Genomic DNA, 22,779 nt, shown 5'->3' with positions numbered 1-22,779 from the left:
CCCCCGGATCCGCCCGGCCGGCGAAAACCCGCCGAGTTTCACCAGGTATGCGCGACGTTCACCCAGAGCGCCGCCACGGCGGTCACGAAGAACACCGCCCACCCGACGAGCTGCCGCGACCCGACCCGCAGGTGCGCGACGAGCGCGCCGGTGAAGTACAGCACCAGCCCCGTTGCGGCGAGCACGCCCAGCACCGGCACTGCGAACCCGGCCAGCAGCCCCACCGTGCCCGCCGCCAGCAGGGCGCCGAGCACCGGCACCCACGACCGCGGCACCCGCTTCATGTCGGCCTGCGCCTTCGGGTAGTCGTGCCCGATCAGGTACGTGCCGGCCGCACCCCCGTTGAACACCACGGCGACGGTGGTGACGATGACGTACGCAGCGAACATGGGCTCCCCTTCGACGATGTGTGCGGCAAGGACGCGCCGGCCCCGCGGAACGTGACAGCCGGCCGGCAGCGGGGGAAGTGCGGGGTGATCCGGTGGGCGCGTCGAGCCGACGATCGAGGGCGTCGCGCGGGCGGCGGGGATGTCCCGCGCGGCCGTGTCGCGGGTGATCAACAACGAGCCGGGCGCGTCGGCGCCGGTCCGGGCGCGGTCAACGAGGCGGTCGCCGCCCTCGGATTCCTGCCGAACCCGACGGCCAGGGCGCTGGCGTCCGGCCGGCAGCGGCGGTTCGCTCGGCATGGGCCTCACCGCGTGGAGCCCGGCTGCCCGCCGACGCTCGGCGGCCGCCTGGACGAGGCCGACGCTCGGCGGCCGCCTGGACGAGGCCGACGCCCGGCGCCGCCTGGACGAGGCCGGCGCGCCGCAGCCGGTGCCGCCGTAGGCGATGTTCGCCCCGCAGTACCAGTCGTGGCTGGTCGGCCCCGGCCTCGGCGTCGGTGACAAGCCCGCCGGCCACGCGCCGCCGGTGTTCAACGGCTGACCCGGGGCCGACCCGGGGACCGGCCAGGGAGCCGGCCAGGGACCTGCCCTGGGGCGAGCGCGGGCCGCTCGGACGACAGTCGGTGTCAGGTGCCGCACGGCATCGCTGGTACCACGAAGGAGCACACGATGACGGACTTCAAGCTCGAGGTGGTCGTCCTGCCGGTCTCGGACGTCGACCGGGCCAAGGACTTCTACACGAGGATCGGCTTCCGCGAGGACGTCGACTTCGCCGGTCCGGACGGCTTCCGGGTCGTGCACGTCACCCCGCCCGGGTCGGCGGCGTCGATCCTGTTCGGCTCGCGGGTCACCGACGCCGCGCCCGGCTCGGCGCAGGGCGTGCACTTCGTCGTCGACGACATCGTCGCCGCCCGGGAGCACCTGGTGGCCGCCGGCGTCGAGGTGAGCGAGGTGTTCCACGACGCCGGCGGGGTGTTCCACCACGCCGGCACCACCGGGCGGGTCGCCGGCCCACAGCCGGACCGGCGGTCCTACGGCTCGTTCGTGTCCTTCCAGGACCCGGACGGCAACGGGTTCGTGCTGCAGGAGGTGACCCGGCGGCTGCCCGGGCGGACCGGGCAGGTCGTGTACGGCTCCGTCGCCGAGGTCGAGCGGGCGCTGCGCGACGCGGCCGCCGCGCACGGAGAGTACGAACAGCGGCTCGGCCACGAGGACACGAACTGGCCGGCCTGGTACGCCGGGCACATGGCCCGGGCCGCGGGCCTGGACACCTGACCGGGCGGGTCGCCGGTGCGGCGCGCCGCACCGGGCGGCGGCCGGAGATCGCGGCCCGGCCGCGGCCGGACATCCAGGAGGAGCCGTTCACCCGCACGCTGACGAGCGAGGGCGCGCGGACCCGGGCGCGGATCGTCCTCGGCGGGGCCGAGGTCGCCGCCGTGGACCTCGTCGCGGCCGTGTTCGGCCGGGTCGCCGACGAGGCCGTCCGGGTCGCCGGCGGGCCGCTCGGCGACGTCACGGTCACCTGCCCGGTGGGGTGGGGCGCGAGCCGCCGCGCGCTGCCGACCCCCACCGCCGCCGCCACCGCCGCCGGGCTCGGCCCGGTCACCCTGGTCGCGGAGCCCGTCGCGGCCGCCCACGCGTTCGCCGGCGGTCTGGCCGTCGATGCCCATGTCGTGGTGTACGACTTCGGCGCCGGCACCTTCGACGCCTCCGTCGTGCGCCGCACTGCCGACGGGTTCGAGGTCCTCGCCGAGCGTGGTCTGGCCGACACCGGCGGGCTGGACGTGGACGCGGCCGTCGTGGCGTACCTCGGCACCGTCACCGCGGCCCGCGCTACCGTCCGCACCGCCGGCGACGCCCCGGAGCGGTCCGTGTTCCTGGCCGGCGGAGCGTCCCGGACCCCGCTCGCCGCGACGCTGCCGCACCAGGCGCTCGGCATCGTGCCCGGTCGTGCGGGAGGCCGCCGCGCCGGCCGTTTCGCCCGGGTTCCGGCAGGCCGCGGTGACCGACGACAACGACAGCTACGTGACCGGGGTCAGCTTCACCCCCGACGGGTCGCGGTACGTCACCGGCAGCCTCGACGGTCGGGTGCTGCTGCACCAGCAGGGCAGGGCCGGCGCGGAGCTGCTCCACCAGACCGGCAACGCCGTGGCGCTCAGCCCGAACGGCCAGGTGGTCGCGTTCGCGGTCGACGGCGGCGTGACCGTCAAGGACGTCGCGTCGAAGGCGCAGCTCGGCCGGATCAAGGGGGTACGCGGGCCGCAACGACTCGATCTGGTTCAGCCCCGACGGCACGACGCTCGCCGTCGCCCGCGCCGATGGCGGGGTGGCCCTGTTCGGCCCGACCGGCAGGGCGTTCGTCACGATCACGTACCGCGACAACAAGCTGCGGCTGTGGGACGCCAGGACGTACGCGCTGCTGGCGACCGGCTGTGACGGTCAGCGGTCGTTGCGCGCCTCGACGGCGGCGACCGTGCCGCGCAGTCCCTTGCGCAGCTGCCCCTTGGCGACGGTGCCGAGCAGCAGCCCGATGACCCGGCCCTTGAGGTTGCGGCCCTCGCGGACCACGACCGCGTCGATGAGGGTCGTGCCGTCCGGCCGGCGGGTGAAGGTGTACGTGTGCCCGGACGCGCCGCCCCACACGTTCGAGTCGACGGTCGTCATCACCACGCGGTGCGGGTCGGACCAGTCGTAGCGCAGCCGCTCCCAGACGCCGCCGGAGCCCTCCGTCACGTCCGCCCGGTCCGGACCGAGGTCGTGCACGGTGAGGTACTCGTCGCTGCTGTTGGCGAACAGCTTCGAGCGGCCCGGCCCGAAGTCGGTGAGGCTCGCGACGAACTGCGCCGGGGTCACCGTGGTCGTCGCGCTGAGGTGGATCGTGGGCATGTCGCGCTCCTGTACCGAGGTCTGCTGCTGACTGCCCACAGCGTGCCGGGCCGGGACCCGGGTCCGGACCCGTGGAACACCCGGGCCGGCACACTGGTGCGTCGTGGCGCAGCACGCGGGTGACCGCGACGACCGCAGCGACGCTGCCTCAGGCGCCGGCGCCCGCGGCGGTGCACCCGCCGTGGGCGCGCAGCCGGGCCGCGGCCATCGACGCGGCCGCGCGCATGCGCACCACCTCGGCGCCGAGGGCCGCCGAGCCCGCCTCGGTCAGCCGGTAGTAGCGGCGCAGCCGGCCCTGCAGCGCCTCCTCCCGGTCCACCGCGAGCAGACCCTCGGTGGTGAGCCGGTCCAGGGCCGCGTACAGCGTGCCGGGGCGCAGCGTCACGCGGTCCCCGGACAGCCGGGCGACGGTCTGCATGACGCCGTAGCCGTGCTGCGGGTGCTCGGCGAGGGCGGTGAGGATGTAGAAGGTCGGCTCGTGCATCGCCATGTCCACCACCCGTATCGGCCATCGGTACATGCGAACCATAGGTGGTCCGGCGGCCGATTGTGCGCCCCTATACCTAGCAGTACTATGCATCGTACTTCGAGGGGTGTGATGGTCGTGAAGGTCGCGAAGGACCTCGTCGCCGCGTCGGCCACGCCGATGGTGCTCGGCATCCTGGCCGAGGGCGAGAGCTACGGATACGCCATCCTCAAACGCATCCACGAGCTGTCCGGCGGCGAGCTCGACTGGACCGAGGGCCTGCTGTATCCGCTGCTGCACCGGCTGGAGCGGCTCGGCCACGTCGAGTCGACCTGGCACGCGGTGGCGGGGGAGCGGCGCCGCAAGTACTACCGCATCACCGAGCAGGGCCTCGGCGAGCTCGCCGAGCAGCGCCGCCAGTGGGACACCGTCGTGGGCACCCTCAAGGAGATCTGGCGCGCGCCGTTCACCGTCGTCCCCCAGGAGTGCCCGTCATGACCGCACCCGACAGCCAGGAGGGCCTCGAGGCCCAGATCGCCCAGTGGCGGCAGTACGTGCAGCGCCGCCGCGAGCTGCGCACCACCGACGCCGACGAGCTGGAGGACCACCTGCGCGGCTCGGTCGACGAGCTCGTCGCGGCCGGCCTGAGCCACGACGAGGCGTTCCTCGTCGCGGTCAAGCGGATGGGCAGCCTCGACGAGCTGTCCCGCGAGTTCGCCCGCGAGCACTCCGAGCGGCTGTGGAAGCAGCTGGTGCTCACCGGCGCCGGCGACACCGGTACCGTCGCCGACTCCCGCTCCCGCCGCACGCTGTGGGTGATGATCGGCTGCGCGGCCGGCGCCGCCGCCTCGATCAAGGTGCCGGAGCTGTTCGGGCAGCACCTCGGCGACGACGGCGTGTTCTACGCGACGAACATCGGCCTGTTCACGCTGCCCTGGCTGGCCGGGTTCCTCGCCTGGCGGCGGCAGGCGCCGCGGGTGGTGCTCGCGGTGCTGGCCGCCCTCTTCGCGCTCGGCGCGGTCGCCGCCAACGTCTACCCGCTGGGCGAGGAGTCGCAGTCGCTCGTCATCACCACCATCCACCTGCCGATCGCGCTGTGGCTGGTGGTGGGCGTGGCGTACGTTGCCGACGACTGGCGATCCCCGCGCCGGCACATGGACTTCATCCGCTTCACCGGCGAGGTCTTCGTCTACTTCGTGCTCATCGCCCTCGGCGGCGGCGTGCTCGTCGCGTTCATGTTCGGCACGTTCGAGGCCATCGGCGTCAAGCCCGACACGTTCATCGGGCAGTGGCTGCTGCCGTGCGGCGCGATGGCCGCGGTCGTCGTCGCGGGCTGGCTGGTGGAGGCCAAGCAGAGCGTGGTGGAGAACATCGCCCCGGTGCTGACCCGGCTGTTCACCCCGCTGTTCACCGCGGTGCTGCTGGCGTTCCTGGTCGCGGTCGGCGTCACCAGCTCCCGCATCGACGTCGAGCGCGAGGCGCTGATCCTGTTCGACCTGCTGCTCGTCGTGGTCCTCGGGCTGCTGCTGTACTCGATCTCCGCCCGCGACCCGTTCGCCCCGCCCGGCGGGTTCGACAAGCTGCAGCTCGCGCTCGTGCTCAGCGCGCTGGCGATCGACGCCCTGGTGCTGCTGGAGATCACCGGGCGGGTCACCGAGTACGGCACCACCCCCAACAAGGCCGCCGCCCTCGGCGAGAACGTGATCCTGCTGGTGAACCTCGCCGGCTCGGCGCTGCTGCTGTGGCAGTTCATCCGCCGGCGGCGCCGCTTCGCGGCCCTCGAGCGCTGGCAGACCGGGCACCTGCCGGTGTACGCCGCCTGGGCGTGGATCGTCGTGTTCGTCTTCCCGCCGGTGTTCGGCTACGTCTGACCGCGCCCGCTCACAGCCCGGGCAGGGCCGGCTGGGCCGGTTGGGCCGGCTGGGCGTCGTACACCGGCCAGCCGTCCGCGCCCCGGCGGACCCCCTGCGTCGGCCGGTGCGGCTGCCGGCTGCCGACCTCCAGCAGGTGCTCGACCCGCGCGCCCCGCATGGTCAGGGCGTCCGCGACGAGCATCCGGTGGCAGTGCCACCACAGCGTCTCGGCGCACAGCACGGCGGGCAGCGCGGTGCGGGCCTCGTCGATCAGCTGGTCGACGGCGGTGCGGAAGACGGGGGTGTCCATGTGGTCGGCGTACGCGGCGAACGCGGCGTTGCGCAGCGCGGTGTGCCGCGTGCCCGGGACGCCCCGCCGCCGCCCGCCGAGCGTCTCGCCCTGCCAGGTGTACCGCAGCCCGGCGCCGGTCACGGCGGCGGCCAGGGCGTCCCGGCCGTACTGCGGATGCCGCCGCGACCCGGGGAACCGCCGCACGTCGACCAGCACCTCGACGCCCGCGTCGAGCAGGACCCCGAGGAACGCCTCGATCGGCCGCGCGCCGTGCCCGACGGTGCAGATGCGCACCGCCGGCCTCTCCTCGTCCACTCCTGGCACGGTACCCGCGCTTGACCGGTAGGAAATTTCCTACCTATATTGGACCGCGTGCACCCCACCGATGATCCGGTGTTCGCGGCGCTGGCCAGCCCCGTGCGCCGGGAGACGCTGCGGCTGCTGCGCGTCCACGGCCCGCAGCCGGTCGCCGAGCTCGCCGGCCACTTCGCCATGTCCCGCCCCAGCTTCTCCGAGCACCTGCGGGTGCTGCGCGAGGCCGGCCTGGCCAGCGAGACCAGGGTCGGGCGGCAGCGGCTGTACCGCCTCGAGGCCGGCCCGCTGACCCAGGTCCGGGACTGGCTCGGCCCGTTCGAGCAGTTCTGGCGGGAGCGCCTCACCGACCTCGGCGCGGTCCTGGACACCCTGGACGACACCGGCGCCCCCGAGGACGACCGTGTCTGACTGCGTGCACGTCGACCAGTTCCTGCCGCACCCGCCGGGCAAGGTGTGGCGGGCGCTCACCGAGCCGGACCTGATCGCCCGGTGGCTCATGCCCGGCGACTTCCGCCTCGAGGTCGGCCACCGGTACACCATGCGCACCGCGCCACTGCCCGCCGCCGGCTTCTCCGGCACCGTCGACGCCGAGGTCCTCGCCTTCGAACCGGCCCGGATGCTGCGCGTGCGGTGGCGCGACGCGGCCGGGACCGGCGACGGGTGGACCATCACCTGGACGCTGCACCCCGAGGGCACCGGCACCCGGCTGTTCCTGCTGCAGGAGGGCTTCGACCCGGACAACCCGCTGCACCGGCGCGCCCGCGACGTCATGGCCGACGGTTGGCGCACCCGCACCGCCCGCCGCCTCGCCGACCTGCTGACCGAGACAGGACCCACCATGAACGACACCGCCACCAACTACCGCGTCCTCGCCGACGGCCTGCTCGCCCGGATCGAGGCCACCCCGCCCGCCCGCTGGGACGCCCCAAGCCCGTGCGACGGCTGGACCGCCCGCCAGGTCGTCGGCCACGTCGTCAACGGCCACCGCGGCATCCTCGCCATGGTCGACCGCCGCCCGCCCACCCCCGCCGACGGCGTCGGCATCGCCCCCATGGCCGACGCACCCCCGGTCGAGCCGACCGCCGACCTCGCCACCGCGTTCCGGCGCTGCCGCGACGACATGCTCGCCATGCTGCACGACCCCGCCCGCGCCGCCACCCCGCTGCCCGGCGGCCCGCTCGGCCCCGTCCCGGTCGAGCAGGCCGTCGCCGTCATCGGCAGCCTGGAGCTGCTCGTGCACACCTGGGACCTGGCCCGCGCCGTCGGCGCCGACGACGCCCTCGACCCCGCCCAGGTCACCCGCACCCACCAGGCGCTGCTGCCGCACGCCGAGGGCCTGCGCCGCACCGGCGCGTTCCGCCCCAGCGTGCCACCCCCGCCCGGCGCCGACCCGCAGACCGCCTTCCTCTGCTTCACCGGCCGCCACCCCTGACCAGCCGCCGCCGTGGCGTGCCTGGTCTGTCCGAGCGACCGCGGGCCGTCCGCCTCATTGCACCAGGCATGACCATTCCCGCCCGCGCGTCCGGCGGGCTGATCGTGCTCCTGGCCTACCGTCTCGCTTCCGGACCTGGACCCGTGTCGGCTGGTTCGCCCGCTGTCGTGCCCGCACCCGTGTCCGCCGCCGAGCCGTCCCGCCTGGCCCGCGCGTGGGTCGTCCTGGCCGGCGCCGTGGTCGCGGCCCTGCCGGTCCTGCTCGGCGCCTGGTCCGGCGCCACGCTCAGCGCCGTCGGCCAGTTCGCGATGTGGTGGTCGATCCCGTGGGGTCTGGGTATCGCTGGCGCGGGCGCCCTGCACACCGGCCAACCGGGGCACCGCGACCGCCGACCCGCCGGGTCGGCGGGCAAGCCGGTCGTAACCGCCGAACCCAGCCCGGGCGCGGCGTTGGTGACCGTGACGCCCGGGCATTGACGGCAGTGAAGGTGCCCGAGGACCCTGGAACACCCTCGGCCCGCGCGGTGGTGGTGGTGGTCAGCATCAGCACGGCCTGCAGTGCCCGCACGTCGCGCCCGCGACCGAGCGCATCGAGCACCGCCAAGGCCACCGGGGCCGGTGCGGACCTTCTACGCGGACGGGACGGGGCAGTACTTCGCGGCCTCCGTGGTGGCCCCTTGTCCAGCTCGGCATCGAAGGCCGGCGGGAGAAGCCACTCGTGGCCGCCGAACCCAACCGGGCCGGTCGTTGCGGCTGTGCTGGCGCCACGGTGGTGGTGCCCGGGAACGCGGAGCACCCTCGTCCCGCGCGATGACGGTGCTCAGCGTCAGCACCGCCGGTGGCCCAGGTGCTCAGCGTCAGCACCACCGGCGGCCCCGGTGCGGTGCCCCGGGACCCCGCAGCCTCGCGGCCGGTGCCCCATCGTGGTCCGCGCCGCCACGGGCCCGCGGTGCGGCCACCCGCCGGCAGCGACCAGCCCCGCGCACGTCGCGCACCCGGACGCGCTCGCGACCGAGCGCGGCGAGCACCGCCAAAGCCACCGCCCCCGGTGCAGGCGCCGGGGCCACCGCGGCCGGTGCGGGCGTCTATGCGGACAGGGCGGGGCAGTACTTCGCGGCCTCCGTGGTGGCCTTGTCCAGCTCGGCCTGGAAGGCCGGGTCGTCGAGGCTCTCGCCCTGCAGGACCTTCGCGAACGTCGCCACGAACTTCTGGATGGCCGCCTTCGCGGCGGGGTCGGTGGCCTTCGCCAGCTCGGCGTCGACGGCCTTCGTGAGGCGGGCCATCACGACCTGGCCCTTGGCCTTCGCGGCGGCGACGCCGGCCTTGTCGTCGCGGGCGCCGGCCGCCAGCATCTCGCCGAGGGCACCGACCAGCTCGCCCTTCTCCTGATCGTAGGCGGCCACCACGCCCTTGCACACGGCCTCGGTGTTGCCCGACCCGGCCCCGGAAGCGCCTCCGGAAGAACCTCCGGACGAGCCACCGGACGGGCCCGCAACGGAAGCACCGGCCGATGTACCGGCCGAAGCGCCAGCGGAGGCGGCGCCCGAAGCACCACCGGCCGTGGCGGTGGAGGACGCGCCGGCGGTGCCGGTCGGGTCATCGCCGCACGCCGCGGTCAGGCCGACCGCCGCGACCAGGGCGCATGCCAGAACGATCCGTCGCAGCCGCATCTCGTGCTCCCCGTGTGGTGTGACCAAGCGAGCCGAGCATAAAGACCCCCACCGACATTTTCCCCGCCGCCTGGCAGTGACGGATCCCTCAGCCGGCGCCGCACGGCTCCGCCGTGCCGGGTGGCAACCTTGCGCGTAGGCTCGCCGCTCGTGACCGTTGACATCGCAGCTGAGACCCCCGAAGCCGACGCCGAGGAAACCTTCGAGCCCGCCGGCGACGTCGCCGACGGGCCGTCGATCATCTACACCGCCTACTTCACGGCCGCCGAGGAACTGGTCGAGCACATCCGGGCCGCGGACGTGCTCAACCTCGGGTTCCGTGTCGAGTCGTACCTCGTCGCACCCGAGGAAGGGTCCGACCCGCCGCAGATCGAGTTCGAGTTCACGCTGCTCAGCGAGTTGCCCGAGCGCTGAGCGAACAGCCCCGTCCCCGGCTCAGCCGCCGCCGCCCGCGTCGGCCGGGCCGGGGCTGGACGGGAACTGCGGCTGCACCTGCGGGCTGGTCTCCACCACCGTCACGCACGCGTCGCAGCCCTCGATGAGCAGCGCCGCGGCGGCCAGTAGGAGCAGGGCGACGATGCCGCCGCCGGTGTCGTACGCCTGCCGCTCGGTCAGACCGATGCCCTGCAGCGCGCTCGCGGCCGAGCGGATGCCGTCGACGTCGGTCCGGCCGCCGGTGACCAGGTCGAGGGCCTGGGTGAGCACCTCGGGGTGCTTGCGGATCGCCTCGCGCAGCAGCTCGCAGTCGCGTTCGGCGCGGGCCAGGTCGACCGCGGAGGGCTGCACGGCGCCGAAGTCGAGCAGCGCGCGGTCCATCGCGAAGGCGGTGCCGATGGCCGTACGCCCACCGCCGCCATCCTCGTCGTGCCGCGACGCGGTCGGCGAGAACTGCATCTTGAACGCGTGCCGAAGTCCGGCGGCGGTGCCGTCGAAGACGCCCGGCGTGGACAGGAACACGCCGTCGGTGCTGACCTGGTCGCGTGGTTGCCTGGACATGGTGTGGGTCCCCCTTCTCCCGGGACCGGCTCGTCCGGCCCCGCAAGCAGTCTTCGACCGCCGCGGGAGGCGTTTACGACTCCGTACGGAACTGGCCAGGCGGGATCCGGCCAATTTCGTCAACCCCGCTCCCGCCGCCCCGAGAATGAAGCCATCGAGGCCGATGACGGGACGGAGCGCACGATGAGCCACAGCAAGGACGTCAGCACCGCGCACAGCGAGAACGTGGGCGCCGCGCACAGCAAGAACTTCGGCACCGGGCACAGCAAGGACCTGGCGGTCGTGCTGACCGCGCAGGAGCAGCAGGAGCTGGTCCGCGACGTCGTGGTCACCTGGGGTCAGGTGGAGGTCGCCACGCTGCGGGACGCCCCCCTCGCGGCGCTGGTGGGGATGGCGACCCGGGCGGTGATGGCGCTCGCCGACGCGAAGGTGCTCAGCACCGACCAGAGCGCCGAACTGCAGGGCAGGATCCAGGCGCTGCAGGCCCTGGCCGCGCCCGCGGAGTTCTCGATGCTGGTGACCGGCGCGCTGCCGACCACGGCGTTCGACGCGCTGTCCTCGACGCTGCCCGACGCGAGCCTGGTCACGTCGTGGAACGTGCTGCTGACCGCGGTCACCGCGTCCGCCGCCGTCCTCGGCGCCACCCTGACCGGCCGCGACGGCGCCGACACGGCCGCCGCGCACATCATGGTCGTCTGGCCGGCCTGGCTGGCCCCGCTGTGAGCAGCGCCGCCCGCACGGTGTCGGCCTCCGGTACGCCGAGCCGCTCGAACAGCGCCAGGGCGGCCCGCCAGTGCTCCGCCGCCCGCCCGGGCCGGCCGGCGTCCGCGGCGCAGCGGCCCAGCCCGTCCAGGGCCCTCGCCCGCTGGTACGGGTCGCCGGTGACCTCGGTGGTCGCCAGCGCCGCGCGGTAGCTGCCGGTGCCGTCCTTGCCGGCGTGCCGGTGCACGTGCCCGAGGTCGATGAGGGTGGCCGCCTCGATGTCCGTGTCGCCGACGCGCCGGCCGAGGCGCAGCGCGTCGTCGAGCAGCGCGAGGCCCTCGCCGGCCTCGCCGAGGTGCGCGAGGGCCAGCCCGAGGCCCCGGCGGGCGTCGGCGAGGCCGGCGAGGTACCCGACCTGTTCGCACGCGTCGACGGCCTGCCGGAAGTGTTCGGCCGCGTCCTGCCAGCGGCCGGCGCGGGCGGCGAGGTCGCCGAGGTTGGCCCGGGCGACCCCGACGCCGGCCCGGTTGCCGGTGGACCGCGCCAGCTCGAGGGCCTCGGCGAGCACGGCCGACGCCCGTTCGTGCGCGCCGAGCCGCACGCACAGCACGCCCATGTTGTTGGCGGCGCGCCCCATCGGCAGCCGCAGGCCGAGGTCCCGGTACCCGGTGTACGCCCGCTCGTGCTGCTCCAGCGCCTCGGTGAGCCGGCCCAGTTGCATGAGGGCGATCCCGCGGCGGTTCGCGGCGGCCGCCTCGCCGGCCCGGTCGCCGAGGTCGCGGAAGATGCCGGCGGCCCGGCCCAGCTCGTCGCTGCCGAGCTCGTTGTGGCCCTGCCGGACGTGCACCGCCGCCATCGCCTGCAGCGCACCGGCTATGCGGGACGGGTCGCCGAGCCGTTCCCCGATCGCCAGGGCCTCGGTGGCGGCGGCGAGGGAGTCGGTGAGGTCGCCGGCACGGCGCAGGACGTCGGCGAGCCGGCACAGGGCGGCGCACAGCGGCCCGTCGTCGCCGCGGCGGCGGGCGACGTCGATGGCGGTGCGCTGCACGGCGATCGCGTCGCTGTAGTGGCCGGCGCCCTCCAGGTACCCGTGCAGCAGCTCGGCCAGCTCCAGGCACGGCCCGGGATGGTCCTGCGCGGCGGAGCGGGCGACGGCGACCAGTGACGAGCGGTGCCGCCGCAGCCAGCCGGGGTCGCCGTCGGGTCCGGCGGCCCGCCGGCACGCGGTCACGTAGTGCTGGAAGAGCCGCAGCCGGGCGGCCCGGCGTTCGGTCTCGGGCCGCTGCGCGGCCAGCTCCACCACGTAGTCGCGGAGCAGGTCGTGCAGCCCGACCGTGTCGTCGCGGCGCTCGACGAGGTGGGCGCGCAGCAGCTCGGCGACGGCGGCGGCCCCGGCCGCGGGTCCCGCGCCGAGCAGCGCGGCCGCGGCGTCGTCGTCGAGGTGCCGGGCGGGGCTGAGCCCGAGCAGCTCGAACAGCGACCGGGCCGGCGCGCTGAGCCGGCGCAGCGACCAGGAGAAGACGCTGCGAACGGCGGTGCGTTCGTCGCCGCCGGCGTCGAGCAGGTCGAGCCGGGCGGCGCGCCGGTCGAAGCGGGCCACCTGCTCCGCGAGCGGCTGGCGGGGGTCCTGGGTGACGACCTCGGCGGCGACGCGCAGCGCCAGCGGCAGGTGCGCGCAGCGCGCGGCCAGTGCCCGTACCGCGGCAGGATCGGCGGCGGCGGGGGCACCGAGGAGCCTGGTCAGCAGCTCCGCGGCAGCGGCAGGGTCGAGCCGGTCGAGCAGGATCCGGCGGGCGCCGGTGCGGGCGACGAGCCCCGGGATGCTGTCGCGGCTGGTGATGACGACGAACGACGAGGCGGTGCCGGGCAGCAGCGGCCACACCTGGTCGGCGGAGTGGGCGTTGTCCAGGACCAGCAGCAGCCGGCGGCCGGCCAGGTGCGAGCGCAGCAGCGCCGACTTCTCGCTCAGCTCCCGGGGCAGCGCCGGGGCCTCGACGCCGAGGCGGCGCAGGACGGCGTCGGCGGCCGCGGACGGGGTACGGGGGCGGCTCACGTCATAGCCGCGCAGGTCGAGGTGCAGCTGGCCGTCCGGGTGCCGGTCAGCGACGGTGTGGCTCCATGCGACGGCGAGGGTGGTCTTGCCGACGCCGGGCGGGCCGGCGATGAGGACCACGTTGGACGCCTCCCCGGCGCCGGCGGCCGCGAACGCCTCGTCGAGCTGGGCGAGCTCGGCGGACCGGCCGATGAACGGCGCGGCCGGCGCCGGCAGGTCGCGCGGCGTGACGTACGTGAACGCCGGTGGTGCCGCGGGCGCCGCCGGTGCCGCGGCGGCCTCGTCGGGGTCGGCCTGGGTCGCGGCGATCCAGCCGGCGCGGAACTGCTCGGGGTCGCCGCCGAGCGCCTCGACGATCAGCTCCAGCAGCCCCCAGCGCGGTGGCCGGGGGCCGCTGAACGCGGTGGCGATGGTGGTGTGGCTGCACCCGACCTCGGCCGCCATCCGCCGCAGGCTCGGCCAGCCGGCCCGGTGGTGCAGCTGGTGCAGCTCGTCGAACAGGTCGGCGAGGGGTCCCGGGGGCAGCGTTGGCCGGGGCAGCGCGCGCACACGCGAAGTGTCCCCCGGCGGCCCGCCGCTTGGAAACCGGCCGGCCGGCCGCTCACCCGACCGGGTCGTCGGGCGCGGGGCGCCGACCGGCGGCGTCGTCGCGCCAGGTGTGCACGACGGCCGGGCAGATCCGGCAGGCGTCGGCGCCACGCTGCGCCCACCACCGGCACGTCGCCCGGATCGCGCACGGCGCGAGCCCCGCCGCGTCCGGGTCCGGCAGCGCCGCCGCGCGGTCGGCGATGAGGTCGGCGACGCCGCAGCGCTCGCCGGTCCACTGCCGGCACCGCGACGTCACGCACGGCCCGGCGAAGCGCATCCGCGCCTCCGGCACGCGGTCACCGGCCTGGGCTCGCCGCACGAACGTCTCGTCCACCTCCAGCGGCGGGCGCAGCTGCGCCATGGTGCCGTCGGGGCGCACGATGCCGAGCAGGAGGTTCCCCGGCGTGCACGAGCTGCTCGGGCACGTGCGCGCCGGGGGCGGCGTGGCGTTCATGCGACGATCGGCCCGTCGATGTCGGGCAGGTCCGGTACGTCCGGCACCTCCGGCAGCAGCGGCCCCTCGCCGGGCAGGAACCAGAAGCCGAGGATCGGCACCAGCGGCGGGATGAAGTCGGCCACGCCGACGTCCTCGCTCGACGGCGCCGCCGGCGGCTGCAGCGGCAGCTGCCGCAGGCGCGGGCCGAGGTCGACGTCGGCGAGCTCGTGCAGGACCGCCCGGCGGACGGCGGCCGCGATGCGCTGCATGATCTCGTCGGGCAGGTCGCCCTGGACCACGGCCCGCACGCCCTTGACCTGTTGCATGGTGGGTACCTCCTGGGTTCGGTTCAACTGGGTGCTGGTGCGAGGTCGCCGGTGACGGCGAGGGCGTAGCCCTGGCCGGGGTTGCCGACGTGCACGGCGGTCGCGGTCACGCGGACCGTCCACCGGCCGGGGACCGGCTGCCGGACCAGGACCCGCTGGACGGTGTCCGGCCGGGCCGGCGCCGGGCCGGGGGTGGAGAAGCCGCCGGCGAACACGTTGCCGGGCAGCGGCGGACGCCCGCCCGGCGGCACGACGGTGAGGCCGAGGGCGTTCACCGCGGGCGCGTCCGACCCGGCCATCCCGGGCGGGTCGGTCCACACGAGCGTGACGGTGAGGGGCCGGCCCCCGCCGGCGACGTCGACCTGGAGCTCGGCGCTCTCCCCGGTGTCGAGCCCGTCGGCGTGCCGGACGTCGCGGATGCGCAGCGGCCCGCGCAGCGTCTCCTCGACCCGCGCCACGCCCCAGCCGCCGGTGTCGCTCGGGTACTGCCCGCCGCCGTCCGGCAGGCAACCGGCGATGAGGGTGGCGCGCAGCAGCGCCCCGGACGGCACCAGCGGCCCGCCCGGGTGGTGGCCGTCGACGTAGTACTGGCGGACCAGCGCGGCGAGGCCGGCGACCGCCGGGGTGGCCCAGCTGCTCGCGCAGATCGGCGTGCGGCTGACGAAGACGTTGCGGTCGAGGTCGACGCCGGCCTGCGTGCCGACGACGGTGGAGCGGATCGAGCAGCCGGGCGCCATGAGCTCCGGTTTGTGCCGGCCGCCGGCGGCCGGGCCGGTCGCGCCGTCGCCGAAGCCGGCCGGGGCCGGTCCCCGCGAGGCCGCGACCGACAGGACGTTCTTCGCCGTGCCGGGCGGCCCCATCCGCTCGGTCCGGTTGCCGGCGGAGCCGAGGACCAGGTGGTCCTCCCGCTGCCAGGCGAACGTGTCGAGGTCCGCGGACAGCTGGTCGTACTGGATCTCGGGTTCGTCGTGCCAGCTGTTGCTGTGCACGTACGCGCCGTCGCCGGCCGCGGCCGCCAGGTACGCCAGCACGCCGGTGCGCTCCAGGTCGTCGGCGTTGCCGTAGGTGAGCCGAGCGGCCCACGCGACACCCCGGTCGGGGTGCCCGCCCGGCTGGTCCGGGTCGTCGCCGGCGGCGATTCCGGCGACGAACGTGCCGTGCCGGGCGGGCTGCTCCTCGAGGGCGTTGCGGTACCCGGTGACCTTGCGGTGCGCCGGGCCCACCGGGTGCCGCGGGTCGGCGAAGAACCGGTGGCCGAGGTCGATCGGGCTGTCCATGACCCCGATGACCTGGCCGGCGCCGGTGAGCCCCAGCGCCCAGATCGGCCCCGCCCAGGCGCGGGCGGTGGCCGGTGCCGCCGTCACCGGGCCCGTGTCGAGCTTCGGCTCGCCGACCTCGTCGACCCACCGCACGTCGTCGAGGGCCGCGATCGCCGCGAGGGCCGGCTCCGCCGGCTCCGGCAGGGCGAACCGGACCTTGACCGCCCCGCCGTGCGGCCGGTCGTCGACCACCACGGGCTCGCCGGCGCCGTGGCCCGCCAGCCCGGTGAGGACCGCGGGCAGGTCGGCGTCCGGGAAGAGGCTCACCTCGTACCGTGGAGACCGCCGCCGCACCAGGGTCCTGCGCCCACCCGTGGCGGACCGGCGCAGGTCCGCGCCGAACGCCATGACCGCCCGGACCAGCGGGTCGCCCTCGACGGCGGCGAGCCGCCACGACGGCAGCCGCTCGACGAACGCGTTGTCGGGCAGGTAGTCCGTCAGCGCCAGGCCGTGCTCGCGCCGCATCCGGTCCCGCTCCGCGCGGGTCAGCGGCCGGTGGAACTGCACGACGCCGCGCCCGCCCTGCCCGGTGGCCGGTTCGGTCCGCGGGTCCAGGCTGCGACCGGCGTGGCGGATCAGGGACGGCTGGTCGGGCTCGCTCATGGTGGCCTCCGGTGGGTCGTCGCGGGTGCGGGCCGGCTGGTGCCGTCTCAGCCTGACGTGCCGCCGTCGCCGGGGAATCCACCGTCCGGGGCACCCGCGTCGGGGACGCCCGGCGCGGGGTCCTCGCCGCCCTCGGACTGGTGCGTGACGTTCCGTTCGACGATCGTCATCAGGACCTCCACGTGCCCGATGGACCGCCACCGCGGCGGCCCCGTGCTACGAGCCTCGGCCCACCCCACCCGCCGTTAACGGAACTTGACACAACTGGCCACCCGAGCCGTTCATCCCTTCGGGTGAGCACGGCGGCGGCGCCGGTGGGCAACGGTTGCAGAATGGGGCGGTGCCTCCATCAACGCTCCGAGTCGGAAGCGGAGGAGCGATGAACACAGCGATGAACGCCTTGTACAGCGAGCCCACGTGCCTGCACGACCTCAAACACGTCGTCCTGGCCGAGCTGGTCATGGTCGGCCAGCCGGAGCGGACCGCCGGCGTGCCGCTGGAGGAGCTGCTCTTCGACCGGGTGGACGCCGACCGGTACGAGCTCGGCCTGCACTGCCTCCTCGACGCGGTCGTCGCACTCGAGCGAAGGTGAGCGTTCCCCCGGCAGACCTGTTCGGCCCAGAGGAACATCTGCGTCCCGGCACATCTGGCCGGCCTCGGCGGACGGCACGAACCAGCGGCCGCTGACCACCGCCGGCGTGCCGGACGGGGGGCCGGTGTGCTCACCGCACGGCGATCTCGTGCGGTTCGGCTCGGGGCCGGGATCCAGCGCGTCGACATCGCCACCGGGCAGGTCACCGACGTCCCCAGCACCTCCGCGACCCGCGGCACCGGGCCGCTGTTCATCACGCCCCGAAGTCCCTCGACCCGCGGACGAGGGCGGAGACCGACCGGGTCCTCGGCGGATCCGGCACCGTCCACCTGCCCGGCGACGCGGTCGCGGTGCCGGGACAAGGTGCCGGGACAATCGGTCTACCTGGAGTCGACGGCGACCTGGGAGCCGTCGCAGGCCGCCCGGTCGTCGCCGCGCCGCGCGGACCCGCCGCCGCGGCACGGCGACACCCGCCGCGTCACCCGGCCGCCGGCCGCCGGCCGATCGGATCGGGCCAGCACTGTCGGGCGCGGACGGCACCCCGTCGGCCAGGGTTGACGGTGGAAGGAGGCCCCATGATCTCGGCCCTCAACCGGCTGGTCGACCTCGTCGAGGAGCACCTCACGGAGGAGCTCGACGTGCCCGCGGTGGCCAGGGCGCTCGGCACGACCGAGTACCACCTGCGCCGGATGTTCTCGTCGCTGGCCGGCATGCCGCTGTCGGAGTACGTGCGCCGGCGGCGGATGACCGTCGCGGCCGGCGCGGTCGTGCGCGGCGAGGACGACCTGCTGGGCATCGCCGTCCGGTACGGGTACGGCTCGACGGAGGCGTTCGGCCGCGCGTTCCGGGCGGTCCACGGCGCCAACCCGGGCGACGTCCGCCGCGACGGGGGCCCCCTTCGCACACAACCACAGATCAGGTTCCGCCTGACCGTCGAAGGGAGCATCCCCATGGACACCCGCATCGTCGAGCGGCCCGCGTTCCGGCTCGTCGGACACGCCGCCCGGGTACCGCTGATCCACCACGGCGTCAACCCGCACATCCAGCACCTCATCACCGCGTTACCGCAGGAGGAGCACGTGCGGCTCAAAGCGCTCAGCGACACCGAGCCGGCGGGCCTGCTGCAGATCAGCGACGACGTCGACCCCGACAGCACCGAAGGCAGCGCCCTCACGTACGTGCACGGGGTCGCCGTCTCGCTGGACACGCCGGCCCCCGAGGACCTGCACGCCATCGAGGTGCCGGCCGGCATGTGGGCGGTCTTCCGCGTCGCCGGGTCGTACCCGCAGGCGCTGCAGCAGGCCTGGGCCGCGACCGCGACCGAGTGGTTCCCGTCCAACCCGTGGCGCCTGCGGCCGGCCCCGTCGATGGTCTCGGTCCTGGAGCGCGCCGCCGACTTCAGCACCGCGACCTGCGAGCTGTGGCTGCCCGTCGAGCCGACCTGACCGTGGTCCGCGGCCCGCGCTACCGGGCGAGGGAGGCGACGAGGAAGACCGTCCCGGCGATGACATTGCCGGGTGCCAGGTCGGCGGTGCCGGCGTCCACGGGCAGGCACACGTCGGCCTCGAACACGCCGCAGTGCACGCGGGCGGCGATGAACTGCTGCCCGGTCGCCGCGACGGTGCGCCGGGCCGCGGACCGGACGGTGCCGTTGAGCCGGGCGTACGCCTCGGCGCTGTCGGGATCGCCGAACAGGCCGTAGGAGATGAACGAGGTGGCCGCCATGCGTGGCGGCCACTGCCAGCCCTGCTCGACGTAGTGCGCGGGCGGCTCGTCCGGCTCGCCGGCCGACCGCGGGCTGAGCAGGCTGTCGTCGGACGCCGCGAACGCGTCGGCGTCCGCGTGGACCGTCACGTCGACGCCGAGGGCGACGACCGCGGCCCGGCCGGTCGCCGGCGTGGACGGCAGGAGGCGCCGCTGCTCGAACTCCGCGGCGAACCTCGCGACCGTGTCGCCGTCGTCGTCGACCACGTCGGCGATGGTGACCTGGTCGTTGACGTTCTGGACGTTGGCGAGCGACGGGCCGGGCTCGCCGGCGTAGGACGGCAGGAGCTCCACGATCCGCCCTCCCCGCGTGGCGACGACGATGCGGACCCCGCTCGGGTCCTGCCACCGGTGGACGGTCAGGTCGCCGTCGCGGCCCAGGACGTCGGCGGTGCGCAGCACCTCGGTGAGGAGACGCTGGACGTCGTCGGGGTCGTCCAGACCGAGCCCGACGCACTCGAGGTTCGATGCCACGCCCGGACCGTACCGGTGCCGTCGGCCGGCCCGCAGCCCGGTTTCCGGATCTTGCCGGCCGGCCCGCCGGGTTGCCTGCCCGCCGGCCGCTTTCCGGGTCTTGCCGGTGCGCCGCCCGCCACGGCCGTCAGGCGCCGTCGTACAGCGCGGCCACCGCCAGGGCCTCCGCGCGCAGCGCCGTGCGAACCTCCGGAGGGTCGGTGACCTCGACCCGGGTGCCGAGGCCGAGGAGGCTGCCGACCGCGTGCGGCACCCCGGCGAACGCGAGCCGTACCGTCGAGGACACTCCGTCGTCGTCGCGCAGGTGGCGGGCGAGCAGGCGGCGGGTCATCGCGGCCGCGTCGGGGGCCGCGGTGACGACCACGCGCAGGTCGCGGGGGCGCACCTCGACCCGGTCGCGCAGGCCGGCCCAGGCGGCCTCGAGGTCGAAGCCGGCGGGCAGGGCCGCGGGCTGCGGCAGCACCGTGCACGCCAGGACCCGCGACACCCGGACCAGCGAGGGCGCCGCCGTGACCAGGTACCAGGTGCCCGCCTTGGCGACCAGGCCGGCCGGTGCGACGGTCAGCGGCCGGCGGGCGCCGTCGCTGTCGCGGTAGTCCAGCTCCAGCAGCCGTCCGCGCAGCAGGCCGTCGTGGATGAGCGGCAGCAGCGGCACGGGCTCGCCGGCGCGCATCCACGGGTCGACGTCGACGATGACGTGCCGGCGGCCCTGGGCCAGGCCACCGCGGACGGCCTGGCCGCCGGCGCCGATGATCTTCTCGATGGCGGAGTCGAGGGCGTCGCCGAGGCCGAGGTCGCCGGCGAGCCGCGACTGGCCGACGGCCAGACCGGCACCCTCGGCGCGGCTGAGGTTCGCCAGGCCGGTCCGGTACGTGTCCAGCAGCCGGATCCCGCCGTACCGGCCGCGTTCGGTGTACACCGGGATGCCCGCGGCGCTCAGGGACTCCACGTCACGCAGGACGGTGCGCACGGAGACGCCGAGCCGGTCGGCGAGCTCCGGCGCGGCCGCGTCGGGACGGGCCTGCAGCAGCAGGACCAGCGACAGGAGTCGGTCGGCACGCACCTGCCGACAATAGTCCGCCAAACATGACAGAGGGTGTCGTGTTTGTACGCGGATGCTGGCGGGCATGGACGCACCCATCACCGGCCCGTTCGACCTGGCCCGGCAGAACGAGTACTTCGGCGGCTGGACCCAGCCGGTCGGCGACGCCCGCACGATCGTCATGGCGTTCCCGGTCGAGGGCTGGACCCACTCGGCCGCGGTCCTGCTGCGGCAGGACAGTCCCGGCACCGTCACCGGCGAAGTGCAGGGGTAGCAGCCCGCGGCGGCGTGGCGGCAGGCCCTCGAGGCGCTGTCGCTGGACGTCGACGGCAGCGGCTACCCGCAGGTCGGCGAGCGCGACCCGGTCATCGGGGCGCTGCAGCGGCGGCACGCGTACCTGCGCCCGGTGCTGTTCCATTCGCCGTACGAGGCGGCCTGCGCCTTCATCATCGGCCACCGGCTGCGCATCGAGCAGGGCCGCGCGATCCGGCAGCGGATGGCCCGCGCCCACGGCGAACGGTTCGAGGTCGCCGGCACCACCGTGCACGCGTTCCCGTCGCCGCAGGCGCTGCTGCGGCTCGGTGCGTTCCCGGGGGTCAACGACGAGAAGATCACCCGCCTGCACGGCGTCGCCGAGGCCGCCCTCGCCGGCCGTCTCGACCGGGCCCGGCTGCGCGGCCTGCCGCTGCCCGAGGCGCTCGCCGACGTCAAGCGGCTGCGCGGCGTCGGGGACTTCTTCGCCGTCGCGATCGTGATGCGCGGCGCCGGCCTCGTCGACTCGCTGCCCGGCGACGAGCTGACCAGGGCGGGCATCCAGCGCTGGTACGACCTGCCCGCCCCACCCTCCGACACCGGGGTCGCGCGGCTGACGCAGGCGTGGCGGCCGTTCCGGATGTGGTGCTCCGTGCTCGTCCACGCGGCCGAGCGCCGGGCCCGCGCCGCGGACTAGCGCCCGGTTCTCTATGTATATAGAGTTAGCCGGTGACCCGCGTCCGGCAACCGTCCCCGCAGACCGCGGCCGTCCTGCGCGCCCTGGCCGCGGACCCCGCACAGTGGCGCTACGGCTACGAGCTCGGCCAGCAGGTCGGGCTCAAGGCCGGCTCGCTCTACCCGATCCTCATCAGGCTCGCCGACCGTGGCCTGCTCGAGGCGTCCTGGGAGACCGATCCGCCCCAGGGCAGGCCGCCGCGTCACCTGTACCGGCTGACCGGCGCCGGACTGCAGGCGGCCCAGGCGCTCGCACCGGCGGCGACGCCCGCGCCCCGGACCCGGCCCGAGCCGAGGGGTGCATGGTGACCGACGCGCTGCTGGCCATCATCGTGCGGCTGCTGCCGGCCCGGCACCGCGACTGGGGCCTGGCCATGCGGGCCGAGACCGCCGCCCTGCCTTCCGGCCCCCGGCGCTGGGCGCACGCCGTCGGGTGCGCCGGCGCCGTCCTCGCCCAGCCGGCCGCGCTGCGCGCCGTCGGCTATCCGCTCGCCGCCCTGGCCGCGCTCGGCGCGGTGGTGCGCTGGTCCGCCGGCATCGGGCACGGGCCGCTGCGCTGGGCCGTCGTCGGCGCGATCGCGCTGCTGCTCGCCGTGGCGTCGGTCGGCAGGTTCCTCGCCCCCGTCGACGCCGGCGCCGCGGCCCGCGCCGTGCGCGCCGGCGGCTGCCTGCTGGTCGGCGCGATGACGGCCATGTTCGCCGCCGCCGCGGACGGCCACGGCCCGCCGGGCGAGCAGGCCCGCACCGGCGTGCCGATCCTGGCGGTGCTGCTGGCCGGCTACCTGGCCGGAGTCCTCGTCCTGACCGCCGACCGCACCGCGCTGAGCGCCCGGGCCCTGCTCACCGGCGTGGCGGTGTCCGTCGCCGCGGCCGGGATGTGGCTCGCCGCGCAGCTCGCGTTCCCGCCGCTGCCACCGCACGCCGGCGGCGCGATCGTCGCGGTCGGCTGCGGCGCCGCGGCGGTGGCGCTGCTGCGGCCCGGCCCCGCGCGCGACACCGGCCTCGCCGCGTGCTGCGTGGGCATGCTCGCGCCGCTGCTGGTGTTCGCCGGTGTCGTGGCCATGTCGGTGTACGGCCCGGCGTGGCTGATCCCGGACCTGGTGCCGGCCGCGCTGACCCCGGCCGACCGCCTGGCGAACAGCCGGATCGAGATCCAGGACCCGTACATGACGATGCTGCTGCTGGCCGGGCTCGCCGCGGTCGCCGTGACGGTCGCCGGTCTCGCGCCGACTTCCCCGGCGGAGGGGCACTGCGTGACGGATGCCGCCGCCGGCGGCGCGCCGCCCGCCCGGGGCACCGGCGGCCCGGCCCGGCCGGGCGGCTAGGCTGGCCCGGTGCTGATCTTCGGTTGGGGCTGGCGGGTGCAGCACCTGCGCACCCTGACCCTGCGCTGCCCGCACTGCGGCAACACGGTCGCCCACCCGCTGTACCGCCGGGTGCTGAAGCTGTCGCTGTTCTTCGTCCCCCTGATCCCGCTGCGGGTCAAGCACACCGTGCAGTGCACCGCCTGCGGCCTCCAGCGCGACGTCGACCCCGCCCACATCGGCTGACCCGGCCCGAGCCGCTCGGCCGCCGGAGCTCCGCCGGTGAGCTGCTCG

General features: G+C 75.6%; 30 protein-coding genes and 2 pseudogenes. 19 read left to right on the top strand and 13 right to left on the bottom strand.

Annotation, left to right across the window (positions count from 1 at the left end; all coding sequences use genetic code 11):
* Positions 1-38 precede the first annotated feature (38 nt).
* On the bottom strand, positions 39-389 hold the full coding sequence (locus OP18_RS04410; RefSeq protein WP_033357402.1) for a DoxX family protein: 351 nt from the start codon (positions 387-389) through the stop codon (positions 39-41).
* 112 nt (positions 390-501) lie between these two features.
* Here OP18_RS04410 and OP18_RS62445 point away from each other — a divergent pair.
* From OP18_RS62445 to OP18_RS60305, 5 genes and pseudogenes are all read left to right on the top strand, one after another.
* Positions 502-585, top strand: a pseudogene (locus tag OP18_RS62445) (LacI family DNA-binding transcriptional regulator); the annotation flags it as partial.
* A gap of 99 nt (positions 586-684) precedes the next feature.
* Positions 685-828, top strand: coding sequence for a hypothetical protein (locus OP18_RS60315; RefSeq protein WP_245635253.1), 144 nt, complete (start codon positions 685-687; stop codon positions 826-828).
* A 227-nt stretch (positions 829-1,055) separates the two neighbouring features.
* Positions 1,056-1,661 (top strand): VOC family protein, encoded by a 606-nt coding sequence (locus OP18_RS04405; RefSeq protein ID WP_033357489.1) that lies wholly within the window; start codon positions 1,056-1,058, stop codon positions 1,659-1,661.
* Positions 1,607-2,188 (top strand): annotated as a pseudogene (locus OP18_RS61750) (Hsp70 family protein); the annotation flags it as partial. The gene OP18_RS04405 and the pseudogene OP18_RS61750, both read left to right, overlap by 55 nt.
* Before the next feature lie 148 nt (positions 2,189-2,336).
* Positions 2,337-2,822: a WD40 repeat domain-containing protein gene (locus OP18_RS60305; RefSeq protein WP_033357401.1), complete on the top strand. Its 486-nt coding sequence runs from the start codon at positions 2,337-2,339 to the stop codon at positions 2,820-2,822.
* A gap of 3 nt (positions 2,823-2,825) precedes the next feature.
* Here OP18_RS60305 and OP18_RS58540 read toward each other — a convergent pair whose 3' ends face one another.
* Together OP18_RS58540 and OP18_RS04390 are read right to left on the bottom strand one after the other, a co-directional pair.
* On the bottom strand, positions 2,826-3,272 hold the full coding sequence (locus tag OP18_RS58540; RefSeq protein ID WP_033357400.1) for a hypothetical protein: 447 nt from the start codon (positions 3,270-3,272) through the stop codon (positions 2,826-2,828).
* A 148-nt stretch (positions 3,273-3,420) separates the two neighbouring features.
* Entirely contained in the window at positions 3,421-3,768 is a 348-nt protein-coding gene (locus OP18_RS04390; RefSeq protein ID WP_052386231.1) for a PadR family transcriptional regulator, read from the bottom strand.
* A 108-nt stretch (positions 3,769-3,876) separates the two neighbouring features.
* Here OP18_RS04390 and OP18_RS04385 point away from each other — a divergent pair, with 108 nt between their 5' ends.
* Both OP18_RS04385 and OP18_RS04380 read left to right on the top strand, forming a co-directional pair.
* Complete coding sequence (locus tag OP18_RS04385) at positions 3,877-4,236, top strand: PadR family transcriptional regulator (RefSeq protein ID WP_033357487.1); 360 nt, start codon at positions 3,877-3,879, stop codon at positions 4,234-4,236.
* Positions 4,233-5,609, top strand: coding sequence for a permease prefix domain 1-containing protein (locus OP18_RS04380; RefSeq protein ID WP_033357399.1), 1,377 nt, complete (start codon positions 4,233-4,235; stop codon positions 5,607-5,609). The genes OP18_RS04385 and OP18_RS04380 overlap by 4 nt, the downstream gene beginning before the upstream one ends.
* 10 nt (positions 5,610-5,619) lie before the next feature.
* On the opposite strand, the gene OP18_RS04375 is transcribed toward OP18_RS04380, so the two are convergent.
* Positions 5,620-6,198: a DUF488 domain-containing protein gene (locus OP18_RS04375; protein WP_033357398.1), complete on the bottom strand. Its 579-nt coding sequence runs from the start codon at positions 6,196-6,198 to the stop codon at positions 5,620-5,622.
* Between the two features lie 57 nt (positions 6,199-6,255).
* Between OP18_RS04375 and OP18_RS04370 the strand changes: the two genes are divergently transcribed.
* From OP18_RS04370 to OP18_RS04360, 3 genes are all read left to right on the top strand, one after another.
* Entirely contained in the window at positions 6,256-6,606 is a 351-nt protein-coding gene (locus OP18_RS04370; RefSeq protein WP_211273439.1) for an ArsR/SmtB family transcription factor, read from the top strand.
* On the top strand, positions 6,599-7,630 hold the full coding sequence (locus tag OP18_RS54380) for a TIGR03086 family metal-binding protein (protein ID WP_081970340.1): 1,032 nt from the start codon (positions 6,599-6,601) through the stop codon (positions 7,628-7,630). The genes OP18_RS04370 and OP18_RS54380 overlap by 8 nt, the downstream gene beginning before the upstream one ends.
* A 167-nt stretch (positions 7,631-7,797) precedes the next feature.
* The gene (locus tag OP18_RS04360) at positions 7,798-8,106 is read left to right on the top strand and encodes a hypothetical protein (RefSeq protein WP_156089289.1); all 309 of its coding nucleotides are present in this window, start codon (positions 7,798-7,800) and stop codon (positions 8,104-8,106) included.
* A gap of 608 nt (positions 8,107-8,714) precedes the next feature.
* Here the strand turns inward: OP18_RS04360 and OP18_RS04355 are convergent.
* The gene (locus OP18_RS04355) at positions 8,715-9,032 is read right to left on the bottom strand and encodes a hypothetical protein (protein WP_156089288.1); all 318 of its coding nucleotides are present in this window, start codon (positions 9,030-9,032) and stop codon (positions 8,715-8,717) included.
* Positions 9,033-9,449: 417 nt separating this feature from the next.
* Here OP18_RS04355 and OP18_RS04350 point away from each other — a divergent pair, with 417 nt between their 5' ends.
* Positions 9,450-9,713, top strand: coding sequence for a hypothetical protein (locus OP18_RS04350; RefSeq protein ID WP_033357394.1), 264 nt, complete (start codon positions 9,450-9,452; stop codon positions 9,711-9,713).
* A 21-nt stretch (positions 9,714-9,734) separates the two neighbouring features.
* Here the strand turns inward: OP18_RS04350 and OP18_RS04345 are convergent, their stop codons facing one another.
* Positions 9,735-10,295 (bottom strand): hypothetical protein, encoded by a 561-nt coding sequence (locus OP18_RS04345; protein ID WP_033357393.1) that lies wholly within the window; start codon positions 10,293-10,295, stop codon positions 9,735-9,737.
* Positions 10,296-10,478: 183 nt separating this feature from the next.
* On the opposite strand from OP18_RS04345, the gene OP18_RS04340 reads away from it, so the two are divergent.
* Complete coding sequence (locus tag OP18_RS04340; protein WP_033357392.1) at positions 10,479-11,018, top strand: hypothetical protein; 540 nt, start codon at positions 10,479-10,481, stop codon at positions 11,016-11,018.
* On the opposite strand, the gene OP18_RS51080 is transcribed toward OP18_RS04340, so the two are convergent.
* Genes OP18_RS51080 through OP18_RS61745 form a run of 5 tightly spaced genes read right to left on the bottom strand, consistent with a single transcriptional unit; the run spans position 10,981 to position 16,492 of the window.
* Complete coding sequence (locus OP18_RS51080; protein ID WP_052386215.1) at positions 10,981-13,599, bottom strand: tetratricopeptide repeat protein; 2,619 nt, start codon at positions 13,597-13,599, stop codon at positions 10,981-10,983. The two genes, OP18_RS04340 and OP18_RS51080, sit on opposite strands and share 38 nt — an antisense overlap.
* Positions 13,600-13,651: 52 nt before the next feature.
* Complete coding sequence (locus OP18_RS04330) at positions 13,652-14,092, bottom strand: hypothetical protein (protein WP_052386214.1); 441 nt, start codon at positions 14,090-14,092, stop codon at positions 13,652-13,654.
* On the bottom strand, positions 14,089-14,400 hold the full coding sequence (locus OP18_RS04325) for a hypothetical protein (RefSeq protein WP_033357391.1): 312 nt from the start codon (positions 14,398-14,400) through the stop codon (positions 14,089-14,091). The genes OP18_RS04330 and OP18_RS04325 overlap by 4 nt, the downstream gene beginning before the upstream one ends.
* Positions 14,401-14,423: 23 nt before the next feature.
* Positions 14,424-16,322 (bottom strand): S8 family serine peptidase, encoded by a 1,899-nt coding sequence (locus OP18_RS04320; RefSeq protein WP_033357390.1) that lies wholly within the window; start codon positions 16,320-16,322, stop codon positions 14,424-14,426.
* 47 nt (positions 16,323-16,369) lie between these two features.
* Positions 16,370-16,492 (bottom strand): hypothetical protein, encoded by a 123-nt coding sequence (locus OP18_RS61745; protein WP_260709459.1) that lies wholly within the window; start codon positions 16,490-16,492, stop codon positions 16,370-16,372.
* A gap of 221 nt (positions 16,493-16,713) precedes the next feature.
* On the opposite strand from OP18_RS61745, the gene OP18_RS04315 reads away from it, so the two are divergent.
* Both OP18_RS04315 and OP18_RS04310 read left to right on the top strand, forming a co-directional pair.
* Entirely contained in the window at positions 16,714-16,914 is a 201-nt protein-coding gene (locus tag OP18_RS04315; protein WP_033357389.1) for a hypothetical protein, read from the top strand.
* A gap of 575 nt (positions 16,915-17,489) precedes the next feature.
* The gene (locus tag OP18_RS04310) at positions 17,490-18,359 is read left to right on the top strand and encodes an AraC family transcriptional regulator (RefSeq protein WP_033357388.1); all 870 of its coding nucleotides are present in this window, start codon (positions 17,490-17,492) and stop codon (positions 18,357-18,359) included.
* A gap of 19 nt (positions 18,360-18,378) precedes the next feature.
* Here OP18_RS04310 and OP18_RS04305 read toward each other — a convergent pair whose 3' ends face one another.
* Positions 18,379-19,152: a hypothetical protein gene (locus tag OP18_RS04305; RefSeq protein WP_033357387.1), complete on the bottom strand. Its 774-nt coding sequence runs from the start codon at positions 19,150-19,152 to the stop codon at positions 18,379-18,381.
* A gap of 127 nt (positions 19,153-19,279) precedes the next feature.
* Positions 19,280-20,215 (bottom strand): helix-turn-helix transcriptional regulator, encoded by a 936-nt coding sequence (locus OP18_RS04300; RefSeq protein WP_033357386.1) that lies wholly within the window; start codon positions 20,213-20,215, stop codon positions 19,280-19,282.
* Between the two features lie 64 nt (positions 20,216-20,279).
* Here OP18_RS04300 and OP18_RS58535 point away from each other — a divergent pair, with 64 nt between their 5' ends.
* The 5 genes from OP18_RS58535 to OP18_RS04275 all read left to right on the top strand — a co-directional run bounded on the left by OP18_RS58535 (position 20,280) and on the right by OP18_RS04275 (position 22,731).
* The gene (locus OP18_RS58535) at positions 20,280-20,468 is read left to right on the top strand and encodes a hypothetical protein (RefSeq protein ID WP_162189743.1); all 189 of its coding nucleotides are present in this window, start codon (positions 20,280-20,282) and stop codon (positions 20,466-20,468) included.
* A 132-nt stretch (positions 20,469-20,600) separates the two neighbouring features.
* Complete coding sequence (locus tag OP18_RS04290) at positions 20,601-21,143, top strand: DNA-3-methyladenine glycosylase family protein (RefSeq protein WP_052386213.1); 543 nt, start codon at positions 20,601-20,603, stop codon at positions 21,141-21,143.
* Between the two features lie 32 nt (positions 21,144-21,175).
* Entirely contained in the window at positions 21,176-21,490 is a 315-nt protein-coding gene (locus OP18_RS04285; RefSeq protein ID WP_033357384.1) for a PadR family transcriptional regulator, read from the top strand.
* The gene (locus OP18_RS04280; protein WP_033357383.1) at positions 21,484-22,506 is read left to right on the top strand and encodes a hypothetical protein; all 1,023 of its coding nucleotides are present in this window, start codon (positions 21,484-21,486) and stop codon (positions 22,504-22,506) included. The genes OP18_RS04285 and OP18_RS04280 overlap by 7 nt, the downstream gene beginning before the upstream one ends.
* Positions 22,507-22,515: 9 nt before the next feature.
* Entirely contained in the window at positions 22,516-22,731 is a 216-nt protein-coding gene (locus tag OP18_RS04275; protein WP_033357382.1) for a zinc ribbon domain-containing protein, read from the top strand.
* Positions 22,732-22,779: the final 48 nt, after the last annotated feature.

The organism is Dactylosporangium aurantiacum, from assembly GCF_000716715.1.
In the GTDB taxonomy this organism is placed as follows: Bacteria; Actinomycetota; Actinomycetes; order Mycobacteriales; family Micromonosporaceae; genus Dactylosporangium; species Dactylosporangium aurantiacum.
The sequence above is the reverse complement of the archived record's forward strand: the minus strand, read 5'-3'. Positions and strand labels throughout refer to the sequence as shown.